Genomic DNA, 12,944 nt, shown 5'->3' on the forward strand with positions numbered 1-12,944 from the left:
GATATGTTATCGATAACATGTCGGGATAGTCAAGCGCCGCCCGCGTAAATCATGCGTCAGTCCTGGTGCCTGCCGTCGAGCAGGCGCATCATTTCGGCGGAATCGCGGGCTCCGAGACCGGCCGCGCAAAGCAGGCGATGAATTTCGACGACCTGCCCGGTCATCGGCAGCGGTGTCTTCGTCTTCAGCGCGAACGCCTGGAGGGAATCGAGATCCTTCAGCATGTTGTCGATCCGGCCGGTCGGCGAAAAATCGCGCGCGGCGAATTTCTTCATGAACTCCTGCATGATGTTGGAGTCGGCACGACCGCCGGCGAGCGCGGCGGGAACTGCTGCTGCATCGACGCCTCCGGCTTCGGCCAGTTTCACGGCTTCCGCGACCGCCTGGAACAGCACGGCGCAAAAGAGTTGGTTGATCAGCTTGGTCGTCTGGCCGGCGCCGCTCGGGCCCATCAGCGTGTAGTTCGCGCAAAGATGCTGCATGACGGTTCGGGCGCGCTCGAAATCGGCCTTGTCGCCACCTGCCATAACCGTCAGGCGGCCCGCAAGCGCGCCGGGTGCGCCGCCCGAAAGCGGACAGTCCACCCATTTCATGCCGGTTTCGTCGGCAAGTTTTTTCGACATTTGCGCGGTTTCGACCGGATCGATGGACGACATATCGATGAGGATCTTCCCGGGTCCGGCTGCTTCAGCGACGCCCTCGGCGCCGAAGACCGCAGCACGCACTATGTTGGCGTGGTTGAGGCTGAGGATGACGAAATCGCTTGCCTGCGTCGCGGCGGCGACGGAGGCGGCGGATGCTGCGCCTTTGCCGGCAAGACCGGATACCTTGGCGCTGTCGAGATCGAACACCGTCACCGCCTGCCCGGCCTCGAGAAGCCGGGACGCGATCGCCGCGCCCATGACGCCGGCGCCGATGACTGCGATTTTTGCTGGGGTTTGCGACATATCTCACGTTCCCTTTATTTGCTGAACCTGCGCCCCGAGCCCCATCTCCGCCAGCCGTGCACACACGGCGTCTATGATCGCGTCCACCGTCGCGGCGATGTTGACCGTCACCACGCCCTGCTCGGCCGTGGGATCTTCCAGCGTCGCGAATTGGCTGTCCAGCAGCGAGGGTGGCATGAAGTGGCCGCGCCGCTCGCCGATCCGTTGCCGCAGCAATTTGTGCGATCCTTCCAGGAACACGAAGACCAGATCGCCTCCGGCCGCCTGGCGAAGGCGATCCCGATAGGCTTTCTTGAGCGCCGAGCAGGTGACGACAAGGCCATCGCCTTGTGCCGTACGCAACGCCCTGCCGACAAGGTCCAGCCAAGGCCAGCGGTCGGCGTCGTCAAGCGGAACGCCGGCCGACATCTTCTCGACGTTTTGGCGCGGGTGCAGCGCGTCGCCCTCGACAAATCCGATGCCCAGGCGCGCGGCGATGCCCTCGCCAATGCTGGTCTTGCCGCAGCCGCTGACGCCCATCACCACGATGAGCGCCGGCTCAGAGGCAGGTCGTGATGCCGCCATCGACATAAAGCGTATGACCGTTGACGAATGACGAAGCCGGGCCAGCGAGGAAGACCGCCGCGCCAACCAGTTCGTCGACATTGCCCCACCGTCCCGCCGGGGTGCGGTTGGCCAACCAGGCCGAGAACTCCGGATTTTCGACCAGCGCCTGATTGAGCGGGGTCTTGAAATAGCCGGGCGCGATCGCGTTGATTTGCAGGCCATGTTTGGCCCAGTCCGCGCACATGCCGCGCGTCAGATTGCGCACGGCGCCCTTGGTGGCGGTGTACGGCGCGATATTGGTCCGGGCCAATTCGCTCTGCACTGAGGCGATGTTGATGATCTTGCCTTTCTGGCGTGGGATCATGTGACGGGCCACCGCCTGACCGACATAAAAGACGCTCGAAATGTTGGTGCGCAGGAGTTCATCCCACTTGTCGGCCGGAAAATCCTCGAGCGGCGCGCGAAACTGCATGCCAGCATTGTTCACGAGAATATCGATTGGTCCAATGTTGGCCTCGATGTCGGCGACGCCCTTCGCGGCTGCCTCTCCGTCGGTGACGTCGAATACCGCGCCCTCGGCCGTGAAGCCCTTCCCGGCAAGCGCCCGAGCGACGTCGGCGACCTTTTCGGCGTTGCGGCCGTTCAGCACGATCTCGGCGCCATGACGCGCCAGACCCTCGGCCAGCGCCAGGCCGATGCCTTGGCTCGATCCGGTAACCAGGGCTCGAAGCCCAGTCAAATCGAAAAGCGAACTCACTCCAACCTCCCTGCAAGGCAAAACGATTCCAGGCGATCCGATTTTCTTGCTCCGCCCTTCTACCCTATTGACATGAATGTTATCGATAACATAGTCAATAGGAAAGGTGAAAATTCGGAGGAGACCAGCCGGTGACCGACATCCTGATGATAGGCCCTTACCCCGCTTGGGACATGGAAGATCTGGGAGCAAAATACCGGGTGCATAAGCTCTGGGAGGCGACGGACAAGGACGCGCTGCTCGCCGGAACGGCGGATGCCATCCGCGCGGTCGCAACCCGCGGCGAACTGGGTGCCAGCGCCGCGCTCATGGCAAGGCTGCCTAAGCTGGAGATCGTTTGCTGCTACGGAGTGGGCACCGACGCGATAGACCTCGGCCACGCCAGGGCGAACAGGATACGCGTCACCAACACGCCGGATGTCCTTACCGAAGACGTCGCCGACATCGGCATCGGTCTTCTGCTGTCGGTGGCGCGCAGTATCCCTCAGGCGGATGCCTATGTGCGGAACGGAAGCTGGACCAAGGCCAATATGCAGCTCGTTACTCGCGTCTGCGGCAAAAAGCTCGGCATTGTCGGCATGGGCCGGGTCGGCGCCGCGGTGGCAAAGCGCGCGGCCGCCTTCGATTGTGCCATCTCCTACTACGACATCAACAGGCGCGGCGACCTGCCTTACGCCTTTGTCGGCGACCTCGTGGATTTGGCGCGCGACAGCGAATTCCTGATCGTAACGCTCGCCGGAGGCGAAAGTACAAAAAGCATCATCAACGCCTCCGTCCTTGAGGCGCTCGGTCCTGACGGCATACTCGTCAACATCTCGCGTGGCAGCACGGTCGACGAAACGGCGCTGCTCGCAGCGCTGGAATCGAAAACAATCAAGGGGGCGGGGCTTGACGTCTTCTGGAACGAGCCGGCGATCGACGAGCGTTTCCTGACGCTCGGCAATGTCGTGCTGCAGCCGCACCACGCCAGCGGCACGGTCGAAACAAGAAAGGCGATGGGCAAGCTCGTGCGCGACAATCTCGCCGCCCATTTCAGCGGGCAGGCCCTGCTGACGCCGGTCGTTTAGGAGGCGCATCCATGAAGTCGCTCGTCATTCATGCCGCAAAGGATCTGCGGATCGAAGAAACCGACCCCGGCGCGCTCGAACCCGGACAGGTCGACATCGCCATTGAGGCCGGCGGCATCTGCGGCTCCGACCTGCATTACTACAACCACGGCGGCTTCGGCGCGATCCAGCTGCGCGAACCGATGATCCTCGGCCACGAAGTCGCTGGCACGATCAGGGCGGTCGGGGAGGGGGTCTCCTGCCTCGAGACAGGCGATCGGGTTGCGGTCTCGCCGAGCCGGCCGTGCAATGCCTGCCGCTACTGCCTGAAGGGCCAGCAGAACCAGTGCCTCAGCATGCGCTTTTACGGCAGCGCCATGCCGATGCCGCATATCCAGGGAGCATTCCGCCAACGGCTGGTCGCCGATGCCTCGCAGTGCCATCGGATAGCAGACCACGTCTCGATCAACGAGGCGGCGTTCGCCGAGCCGTTCGCGGTTACGCTGCACGCCATCAGCCGGGCGGGTTCGCTGTTGGGCAAGCGGGTTCTCGTCACGGGCTGCGGGCCGATCGGGGCGCTCTGCATCATCGCCGCCCGCGCGCACGGCGCACGGGAAATCGTCGCAACCGATGTGATGGCCGGCGTTTTGAAAACAGCCGCGGAAATCGGCGCCGATCGCACCATCAATGTCGCGACCGACGCCGACAAGCTGGCGGCCTACAACGCCGACAAGGGATATTTCGACGTGATGTTTGAGGCGTCAGGCAACGAGCGCGCCGTTCGCGCCGGTCTTGAGGTTCTAAGCCCGCGCGGCGTGCTGATGCAGCTCGGGCTCGGCGGCGACCTGGCGATCCCGCAAAATCTCGTCGTCGCGAAAGAAATCGAGATGCGCGGCACGTTCCGCTTCCACGACGAGTTCGCGCTTGCCGTCGACCTGATCAACCGCCGCCGGGTGGATGTCAAACCGCTGCTTACAAGGATCTATCCACTCGACGAAGCCGTCGCAGCCTTCGAGATCGCCGGCGACCGCAACAAGTCGATGAAGGTCCAGATCGCCTTCTGAAGGGCCGCGCTGCCGGAGCGAGATCGCTCACAGCATATCGGCGCCGATCGCTGCCAGGGCGGCGCGCGCGACGTCGATGTCCTGCTCGCCGCTTCCCGATCCAACGCCAATCGCGCCCGCAAGCCTGCTGTCGAAGCGGATGGGCAATTCGCTGGGGTGCGGCCTCTATCGCCGGAATGGTTGAGCGTTAGGCGCTTTCCCGCTCCACCACCCTGTAGCTGGTCAAGATAATTTCCTGGGACAAGCCGTTGTCCTCGCCCTTGATCGACTGGATCAGCTTGCGTGCCGCCTGTTTGCCGATGCCGTAGCAGTCCACGTTCACCGTCGTGAGTGTCGGATGGCAGTAAGCTGCAATCTCGAAATCGCCGAAGCCGGCGATCGCGATGTCCTGCGGAATCCGGATGCCCCGGCGCTTGCACTCCATCACCGCACCAAACGCCGACAAATCCGAGACGCACAGCGCGACCTCGGTATCCGGCCAGCGCTCCAGCATGCCGACGACCGCCTGTCCGCCCTGCTCGATCGAAATTGGAGGCACGCCGAATGAAACCAGGCGGCCTGGCGGCAGGCCGAGTTCCTCGATCGCCTTGACGAATCCGGCCCGCCGCTGGCTGCCGCGCGTATCCCGTGACGTCGTACCGCCGATATAGCCGAATTTCCGGTAGCCTTTTCTCGCCAATGTCCTGACGAGCAGCGCCATCGCTTCCTCGTTTGAGAAGCCGACGACCTGATCGATCGGATTCGGCGGCAATTCCCACGTTTCAACCACCGGAATGCCCGCGCTTTCCAACATGCGCCGCGTCAGATCGGTATGTGTGCCGCCGGTTAGGATAATTCCCTCCGGACGCCGGCGAAGCATCGCCTCGATCAGGCTTTCTTCCTTTTCCGCCGTGTAGTCGGTGTAGCCGAGCAGAAGCTGAAGACCCGTATTCTCCAGTTCGTCGGTGATGCCGCGGGCGGTGTCGGCAAAATTCGAATTGTTGATCGAGGGAATGATCGCGGCCACAAACCCGGTCTTGCGTGACGACAGGCTTCCTGCGGACTGGTCGAGCACATAACCAAGCTCGTTTACCGCCGCCAGGATCCGTTCACGCGTTGCATCCGAGACGCGGCCGTTCTTCTTGAGCGCCCGCGAAACCGTCATGGCCGAGACGCCGGCCCGGCGGGCCACGTCAAGCATCGTCGGCACCTGGTTCTCGGGAGATTTGGCGTTCAGTTCCTTGGGCATCATGACGCTCCGCAAGCCGGTTGCGGGACGCACGCTAACGACCGAGCGTGCCATGGATTCATCGCGCGCCTGTCCTCATGCATGCCCCCTTGGAAATCAAGCTACGACATGTATGTTATCGCTATCACGCTGCGCTGGCAACAGCCGTCGCGCCGCGCATGCCGCCGCACGAGATCGATACACGCCGGTCAAGTGCCCGTTGCCGCTCCAATAACCAGGAGAACTTAGCCCAGTGTTTGGAGAGATTGAGGGTACAGGTTTCGAAGTGCTCGATCCGCGATTTGCCGCCTGCTTCGTCGGGCACGCGCGCGTCGAGCGGCTTTGGTCGGGCGGGCGCTGGCTGGAGGGGCCTGCATGGTTCGGGCCGGGCCGCTACCTCATCTGGTCCGACATTCCGAACAATCGGATGATGCGCTGGGATGAGACCGACGGCTCGGTCTCGGTGTTTCGCCAGCCTTGCAATAACGGCAACGGAAACACGGTCGACAATCTGGGACGGCTTGTCACGTGCGAGCACCTGACGCGAGGGGTGACAAGGACGGAGTTCGACGGGGCGATCACGATCGTTGCGGACCGGTTCGAAGGCAGGCGCTTCAACTCGCCGAACGACGTCGTGGTTGCGTCAGACGGCGCGGTCTGGTTCACGGATCCGCCCTACGGCATCATGCACGACTATGAGGGCGATTACGGCGAGCATGAGATCGGCGGCTGCCATGTCTATCGGGTCGATGCGGCGACGGGCGCGGTCGCCCGCGTCGCCGACGACTTCATCAAGCCCAACGGCCTTGCATTTTCCCCCGACGAAAAACTGCTCTACGTCGCCGACACGGGCGGCACACACCTGGATGGAGGACCCCGCCACATCCGGAAGTTCCGCGCCGGCGACCAAGGAAGGCTGAGCGGCGGCGACGTCTTTGCCGAATGCGCCAGCGGATTTTTCGACGGCTTCCGGATCGACACGAAAGGCCGCGTCTGGACCAGCGCCGGCGATGGGGTTCACTGCTTCGATCCGGACGGAACGCTAATCGGCAAGATCCGCATTCCCGAGACCGTCGCGAACGTGACTTTCGGCGGAGCTCGCCGTAACCGACTCTTCATCTGCGCCACGACTTCGCTTTATGCCGTCTACCTTACGGCCAACGGCTCCAAACTGGGTTGACACAGCATCAGAACGATCAGCCATCTCGGCGCCTGCGACTGCTCGACAATGTTACAACTCGAGCATCGAGGTAGAGCCAAGTTATGGGGACTCGCTGAAGCGAATGTGCTCAGACGCGCAATCAAGCCGCGAATCTCCGGTATTTTGGCGCATTTGGGCTAACAATCCATGAAACACGCGCTGGGCACTTGACATTATGTTATCGATAACATCAATATAGGGCGGTTGGAGGAGAAAAGAGATCGGCACGCTCGCAAATGCGGGGCTAAGGCCCGCGGAAAACGCCCTGTGCAGTCGCCAAGGGCAGTGTGCAGATCCAATTTTCCATCATCGAAGCTCTAGGAGATGCCGGTGGATGCACTTGGAGTCGGACATATTGATAGGCGCTCGCAGTCGGCCCCTCGGGATCTTTCACGGAGGAGAACACCATGAAACCGCTTGTCAAAATCCGCGCAATATTCGCCGCGATCAGCCTTGCCGTCCCAATGCTAGCGATGGCCACCGCGCCCGCCAGCGCCATCACTTTGGAAGAGATCACGTCACGCGGCAGCGTCCGAATCGGCGTCGTGACCGGTGCGCCTCCGATGGGCATGGTTGATGAAAGCGGCAATCCGACGGGCTACGACGTCGACGTCGCCAACCTCATTGCCGGTTATCTTGGAGTGAAGGCGGAACTCGTTCCGCTGACGCCGCCGTCGCGAATCCCAGCCCTGCAGACCGGCAAGGTCGATTTCCTGGTGGCCACACTGGCGCCTACCGGAGAACGGGCCAAGACCGTCATGTTCACCCAGCCCTACAGTGCCTTCAACATGGTGATCGTCTCTGGCCCAGATCAGAAATTCGCCCAGCTATCAGAGCTCGAAGGCAAGCGCGTTGGCGTCAATCGGGGCTCGTCACAGGAAGCCGCTTTGCGGCGGGTTGCCGTGCCCGGGCTCGAGATCGTCGTGTTCGAGGACGATTCGACAACCGCTCAGGCGCTCTTTGCCGGCCAGGTCGATGCGACCGCGCTCCCCTCGACGGTTGCCAACGCCATCATTCAGCAGCGGCCGGACGCCGGCCTGCAGGTCGGCTTCACCTTTTTTCGGCAAGGCAACTCCATGGCCACCACGCTCCAGGATTTCGAGGTGCACCAGTGGCTCAACACCGCGATCTATCTGATGAAGAATTCCGGCGAACTTGACGCCATCGCGACGAAGTGGACGGGCACCCCGATGCCGCAACTGCCTTTGTTCTAATCTCCGAAAGAATTTGCCGGACGATCTGCGTCCGGCAAATTCGTTGGTGACGTTCCGATCGAGGACCAAGAATGTCTTACACATTCCAGTTCGGCGCTATCGCGCAATACACCGACGAGATTGTCGCCGGGATATGGCTGACGATCATGTTGTCCGCCGCCTCCATCGTGATGGGAAGTTTGCTCGGCATCGCCCTCGCGTCGCTGCGTTCGATGCATGGCCGGGCGGTACGGCTCATGGTCGATGCGTATGTCGAGATCATCCGCAACACGCCATTCCTGGTTCAGCTTTTCATCATCTATTTCGGGCTACCCGGCATTGGTCTCCGGGTTAGCGCAACGACGGCGGCGCTGATCGGCATGACGATAAACCTCGCCGCCTATTCGACCGAAATTATCCGAGCCGGCATAGAAGCCGTCCACAAGTCGCAGATCGAGGCGGGCGAAGCGCTCGGGTTCACGTCCTTTTAAATCTATCGCCATGTCATCATCATGCCGGCAATCGCCAAAGTCTATCCGGCGCTGTGCAGCCAATTCGTCCTGATGATGCTTGCTTCAAGCATCTGCTCGGCGATTTCGACCAAGGAACTTGCCGCTTCCGCAGCCTTTGTCGAGTCGCAAAGTTTTCGTTCGTTCGAAGTCTATATCGTCGTGACGCTGATCTATCTGGCTCTCGCTCTGGCGTTGCGCGCGATACTGGCGCTCGTCGGCTGGGGCCTGTTCGGGCGCCGTGTGGCGCGCAAGGCCACGATCTCCCTTGCGGAGGTGCAGGCATGACGCTCCGGAGTTTCGGCTTCAGCGAATTCGGTTTCCTTCTCTCGGCGCTGCAGTGGACGATCCTTTTGACCGTCATTGCGCTTTCCGGTGGTGGTTTTATCGGCTTCATCATTGCACTCGCGCGGACCTCGACGCGCAAGACCGTGCGAGTTGCCGCCGCCACCTACATCCAGATCATCCAGGGCATTCCCGTGCTGATGATCCTGTTTCTTTCGTATTACGGCCTCAGCCTCGCCGGCTTTCAAATGCCGCCCTTGATCGCAGCCGGCATTTCGATGACGATCTATGCGTCCGGCTACCTTGCGGAGATCTGGCGCGGCTCAATTCAGGCCGTGGCCAAGCAGCAATGGGAGGCGTCGGAATCTTTGGCGATGACGCGAGCCCAGCAATACCGCTACGTCATCCTGCCCCAGGCCCTACGCATCGCGCTCCCTTCCACCGTCGGCTTTGCCATGCAGGTGGTTAAGAACACGTCGATCACCTCGATCATCGGCTTCGTTGAACTCGCCCGCGCCGGGCAACTCATCAACAACGCGACGTTCCAGCCGTTCCGCGTTTTTCTCGCAGTCGCGGCTCTCTACTTTGTCGTCTGCTATCCATTGTCCCAGCTGTCGCGTGTGCTGGAAAGGAGGCTCCATGCCGGAAGTGCTTATTGATAATGTCCACAAGAGCTTCGGAGCTGTCGAAGTCCTCAAGGGCGTCTCGCTGTCCGTCAATCGGGGCGACGTATTTGCGTTAATCGGCCGCTCCGGTTCCGGAAAAAGCACGCTTCTGCGCTGCATCAACGGACTGGAAAAGATCAATTCCGGCCGCATCGAAGTTGCCGGCCACGCCGTTGGCCGCGACCCGAAAGAGCTGCGCAAGCTGCGCACCGATGTCGGCATCGTCTTCCAAAGCTACAATCTCTTTCCGCACCTGACGGTGGGCGAAAACATCATGCTGGCGCCGCGGATCGTCAAATTGGTGTCGAAAGCTGAAGCCAAAACCACCGCGGAGGAAGTCCTCGGCATGGTTGGCCTCTCGGAGAAGTTCGACGCCTATCCCGACCAGCTTTCCGGCGGCCAGCAGCAGCGCGTGGCGATCGCCCGCTCGCTCGCCATGCGTCCCAAGGTGATGCTGTTCGATGAGGTGACGTCGGCGCTCGATCCGGAACTGACCGAGGAGGTGCTGAACGTGCTGGAAACGCTCGCCCGTAACGGAATGACCATGCTGCTCGTCACCCACGAGATGGGTTTTGCCCGCCGGGTGGCGACCACGACGATTTTCATGCATCACGGAAAGATCTGGGAAGAGGGGCCTTCGGTTGAACTCTTCGGCAGGCCGAAGACCCCGGAACTGCAGCAGTTCATTAAATCGGACGTGAAGTAGCCCGGCAAGTCCACTCCGGGTGACGCAATGTGTCATCCAAGGCGGCAATAGACTTCCCAGACCCGGCGGCGCTTAGCCCATTTTTCGGGCGGAGACGGCAATGTTTACCCGAAGTGCAATCTTTGAAGGCCTGATCCATTCAGGGTTCGAAGATACTTTTTTCAAGGAAATCGAGCAGCGCCTGTTGCCGATCTGGCGACAATTACCTCATGCCGAGGAACACGCGTCTTTCGGCGATGTCCTCAAACGGCATTGCAAACCGGCAAATCAGGCCGGGAGCCGCCACATTCGCACACGACCTGTACCACGCAGTTCCGTTTCCGCGAGTGGGTCGCAAGCAAAATTTGGTCCAAGCAGTTTGCGAGTTGCATCCGAAATACGGATTTCATCGGGCTCCGCTGACGTTTGAATACGTGCGGCGAGATTAACGGTCTCGCCCCACAGGTCATAGGCAAACCGCCTTTTGCCTATGACGCCCGCGACGATTGGTCCTGAGTGAATTCCAATTCTGAGTCTTATCGGTTCTCCTGCGAAGCGCTCGCGCTTAACCGCCTTCCGCAGTTCAAGTGCATAGTGCGCAAGGGCTTCTGCATGATCGGATCGCGCGACGGGCAGGCCAGAGACCACCATCACACAATCGCCGATTGTCTTGATCTTTTCGCAGCCGTATCGTTCCGAGAGCAGATCCGCCGCCTTAAAGAAGTAATTTAAAATAGCGAGCGTCGTCTCGGCTCCGACATTCCGCGCTCTTTCCGTAAAGCCGACGATGTCGGCAAAAAGCACACTCACGTCAGCATGGCTGTCTGCAATTTGTTCGTCCGCCTTTAACCGCTCCGCGATCGACGCCGGAAGAATGTTGAGGAGTAGGCTTTCGGCGCGCTGGTATTCACGCGACAATCCCTCTTGGCTCTGCCTCAACGCCTCGTTCGTCAATTGTAATTTTTCGTTGAGTTGACGCTCCCTCTCTTGCAGGAGTGTCATTTCATAAGCCTTCTGTTGAAGCCGCTGCCTATTGTCGCGTTCGGCAGTGGCGTCAAGAAAGAGCAGCCATACGAAGTCATTGTCAGCAAAAAGATGAAGGTCCGCGACACGCCCGCTGGGCAGTTCGACCATGGCCATATGATATGGAAGCTCCGGGCAAGGCAGCAAGCCTTCCATGAATGCAAGCTGCTCGGCTACGGGCTTGCCAATGCAAAGTGATGACAGGCCGTAATGTTCAACACTACCGCCCTTCGCAGCGATGCAAAGCTGGGCGTCAATTTTCAGAAATGCGACAGAGTGCTCGTTGTGGAAGAAATCGTAAATCCAGCTTCGGACTTCTCTTGGCAATCCATGCATGGTCTATTCGGCAACCATCGAAGCAAGCTGACGAAACGCATCATCAACATGTTCACCCGAAAGCGCACTTGTTAGATAGATTTTCCATCCAAGTTGCCTCAGTTCGTTAATCTCACTATCCGGTATTGCCCATCGGTCGGCCAGATCGGATTTGTTGAACAGCAATACAAACGGCATAGGGCCGAATTCGGCCTCGGCCCGCTCGCGCAGCGTGAGCGCCACGGCAAGAGTAGCGGCGCGGGTTCCATCGACGACAAGCACGAGCCCGCTCGCGCCTCGCACATAGCTGACGCGGAATGAGCCGATATCGTCTTCGCCGGCCAAATCCCACAAAATCAGATCCACGGTTTTGTCCGGGAATGCGACACTCTTTTTGTCGATTTTCACTCCCACCGTGGTCAAGTAGGTTTCTGAAAAGATGCTTTGCACAAACCTGCGAACCAGACTCGTCTTCCCGACAGCGAACCCCCCCAACATGCAGATCTTTTTTTGCAATATCCTGGGCTCCGCCCTAGTGGAAGTTTACCGTAACCGAAACTCTGCGATTGGCGGAGCTCCCGGTTCGGCTATTCTCAGTCTCCGCCGGCTCAAAGGTGCCCGCGCCGCGAACCAAAAGCGATTCCGGAGCGACGCCGCGCTTCTTGAGAAGCGCACGAACTGTCTCGGCGCGGGCGGCGCTGATCGACGCGTTGGCCGTCTCACGGCCCACGGCGTCCGAATGGCCGGTCAACATGAACTGTGCTGTTACGCCTGCCTTGCGGGCGTCCTTGGCCAATTCCTTCAACTGATTCGCCAATTTGTCGAGAACTGGCAGTTGCTCTGGTCCCGGTACAGCCTTGCCAGAATCGAAGAGAATGTCGACCGCTTGAATAGCCTCCCTCAAATGAGTGAGTTTCTGAGGGGTCAACTCGCGCAGCTCGGAAATTTCTAGAGAGAGTCCGTCCGCGGCCAGTTGTTGGGCGGCGACCCGCGCCCGATCTATCCAGGCGGCAGGAGCCTCACCCACGACAACGATGCGATCCTTAATGATCGAAAATCGTACTGAATCCGGCGGGGCCAGCGACGCCATCAGTCGCTTCACCACGAACTTCGGATCAAGGCTCTGATAGAATTGCCACTGCGAATGAACGCGAGCCGGATCAACCCCTGTTCCGGACAGCAGAGCCTGCGGGTCGGCGGCCTGAGGGTCTCTCAGGCCGGAAATGTAGAAATGTCCGCCCCTCGCCGTTTGTTGGGCGACGATGATCCCGGGTTGGGCCTCAAGTCGCGACACATAATGCTGCCAGTGCTCCGCCGCGCGTGCTTCGGGGCTCACATCACGAACCTTGGAGATGTCGAATACCGGTCCGCCTGCCTCAAGCTGTCGGGCCGCTGCGCGTGCCCGATCTATCCAGGTGTCGGGCGCCTCACCCTCGGCAACGATGCGATCCTCGACGATCGAAAGCCGAACCGATTTCGGCGGAGCCAGCGACGCCGTCAG

At 60.6% G+C, this 12,944-nt stretch carries 13 protein-coding genes and 2 pseudogenes; 7 read left to right on the top strand and 8 right to left on the bottom strand.

Annotation, left to right across the window (positions count from 1 at the left end; genetic code table 11):
- Nucleotides 1-56: 56 nt before the first annotated feature.
- The 3 genes from AC0L16_RS23485 to AC0L16_RS23495 are packed head-to-tail and all read right to left on the bottom strand — an operon-like array spanning nucleotide 57 to nucleotide 2,250.
- Nucleotides 57-947, bottom strand: coding sequence for an NAD(P)-dependent oxidoreductase (locus AC0L16_RS23485; protein ID WP_473623559.1), 891 nt, complete (start codon nucleotides 945-947; stop codon nucleotides 57-59).
- 3 nt (nucleotides 948-950) lie between these two features.
- Nucleotides 951-1,466 carry a gluconokinase gene (locus AC0L16_RS23490; RefSeq protein WP_473623634.1) on the bottom strand — a complete coding sequence of 172 codons (516 nt, stop codon included), beginning with the start codon at nucleotides 1,464-1,466 and terminating at the stop codon, nucleotides 951-953.
- 19 nt (nucleotides 1,467-1,485) lie between these two features.
- Nucleotides 1,486-2,250 carry an SDR family oxidoreductase gene (locus AC0L16_RS23495; RefSeq protein WP_473623560.1) on the bottom strand — a complete coding sequence of 255 codons (765 nt, stop codon included), beginning with the start codon at nucleotides 2,248-2,250 and terminating at the stop codon, nucleotides 1,486-1,488.
- Nucleotides 2,251-2,396: 146 nt separating this feature from the next.
- On the opposite strand from AC0L16_RS23495, the gene AC0L16_RS23500 reads away from it, so the two are divergent.
- Together AC0L16_RS23500 and AC0L16_RS23505 are read left to right on the top strand one after the other, a co-directional pair.
- Nucleotides 2,397-3,317 carry a 2-hydroxyacid dehydrogenase gene (locus tag AC0L16_RS23500; RefSeq protein ID WP_473623636.1) on the top strand — a complete coding sequence of 307 codons (921 nt, stop codon included), beginning with the start codon at nucleotides 2,397-2,399 and terminating at the stop codon, nucleotides 3,315-3,317.
- 11 nt (nucleotides 3,318-3,328) lie between these two features.
- Complete coding sequence (locus tag AC0L16_RS23505) at nucleotides 3,329-4,360, top strand: L-idonate 5-dehydrogenase (protein ID WP_473623562.1); 1,032 nt, start codon at nucleotides 3,329-3,331, stop codon at nucleotides 4,358-4,360.
- Between the two features lie 27 nt (nucleotides 4,361-4,387).
- Here the strand turns inward: AC0L16_RS23505 and AC0L16_RS23510 are convergent.
- Together AC0L16_RS23510 and AC0L16_RS23515 are read right to left on the bottom strand one after the other, a co-directional pair.
- Nucleotides 4,388-4,516 (bottom strand): annotated as a pseudogene (locus tag AC0L16_RS23510) (heme-binding protein); the annotation flags it as partial.
- Between the two features lie 31 nt (nucleotides 4,517-4,547).
- A complete protein-coding gene (locus AC0L16_RS23515; protein WP_473623563.1) occupies nucleotides 4,548-5,588 on the bottom strand; it encodes a LacI family DNA-binding transcriptional regulator in 1,041 nt (346 codons plus the stop codon).
- 232 nt (nucleotides 5,589-5,820) lie between these two features.
- On the opposite strand from AC0L16_RS23515, the gene AC0L16_RS23520 reads away from it, so the two are divergent.
- The 5 genes and pseudogenes from AC0L16_RS23520 to AC0L16_RS23540 all read left to right on the top strand — a co-directional run bounded on the left by AC0L16_RS23520 (nucleotide 5,821) and on the right by AC0L16_RS23540 (nucleotide 10,126).
- Nucleotides 5,821-6,747, top strand: a complete 927-nt coding sequence (locus tag AC0L16_RS23520; protein ID WP_473623564.1) for an SMP-30/gluconolactonase/LRE family protein — start codon at nucleotides 5,821-5,823, stop codon at nucleotides 6,745-6,747.
- A gap of 428 nt (nucleotides 6,748-7,175) precedes the next feature.
- Nucleotides 7,176-7,982 (top strand): transporter substrate-binding domain-containing protein, encoded by an 807-nt coding sequence (locus AC0L16_RS23525; protein ID WP_077380281.1) that lies wholly within the window; start codon nucleotides 7,176-7,178, stop codon nucleotides 7,980-7,982.
- Nucleotides 7,983-8,053: 71 nt separating this feature from the next.
- A pseudogene (locus AC0L16_RS23530) lies at nucleotides 8,054-8,758 on the top strand (amino acid ABC transporter permease).
- The gene (locus AC0L16_RS23535; RefSeq protein ID WP_473623566.1) at nucleotides 8,755-9,414 is read left to right on the top strand and encodes an amino acid ABC transporter permease; all 660 of its coding nucleotides are present in this window, start codon (nucleotides 8,755-8,757) and stop codon (nucleotides 9,412-9,414) included. Before AC0L16_RS23530 ends, AC0L16_RS23535 begins: the two are co-directional and overlap by 4 nt.
- On the top strand, nucleotides 9,395-10,126 hold the full coding sequence (locus tag AC0L16_RS23540; protein WP_077380278.1) for an amino acid ABC transporter ATP-binding protein: 732 nt from the start codon (nucleotides 9,395-9,397) through the stop codon (nucleotides 10,124-10,126). The genes AC0L16_RS23535 and AC0L16_RS23540 overlap by 20 nt, the downstream gene beginning before the upstream one ends.
- Nucleotides 10,127-10,393: 267 nt before the next feature.
- Here the strand turns inward: AC0L16_RS23540 and AC0L16_RS23545 are convergent, their stop codons facing one another.
- From AC0L16_RS23545 to AC0L16_RS23555, 3 genes are all read right to left on the bottom strand, one after another.
- Nucleotides 10,394-11,464, bottom strand: a complete 1,071-nt coding sequence (locus AC0L16_RS23545; RefSeq protein WP_473623567.1) for an adenylate/guanylate cyclase domain-containing protein — start codon at nucleotides 11,462-11,464, stop codon at nucleotides 10,394-10,396.
- Nucleotides 11,465-11,467: 3 nt separating this feature from the next.
- Nucleotides 11,468-11,959 (bottom strand): Rab family GTPase, encoded by a 492-nt coding sequence (locus AC0L16_RS23550; protein ID WP_473623569.1) that lies wholly within the window; start codon nucleotides 11,957-11,959, stop codon nucleotides 11,468-11,470.
- Between the two features lie 16 nt (nucleotides 11,960-11,975).
- Nucleotides 11,976-12,944: OmpA family protein (locus tag AC0L16_RS23555; RefSeq protein WP_473623570.1), on the bottom strand; the 969-nt coding region annotated here is incomplete at its 5' end.

This window comes from Mesorhizobium sp. WSM4848 (assembly GCF_055811375.1).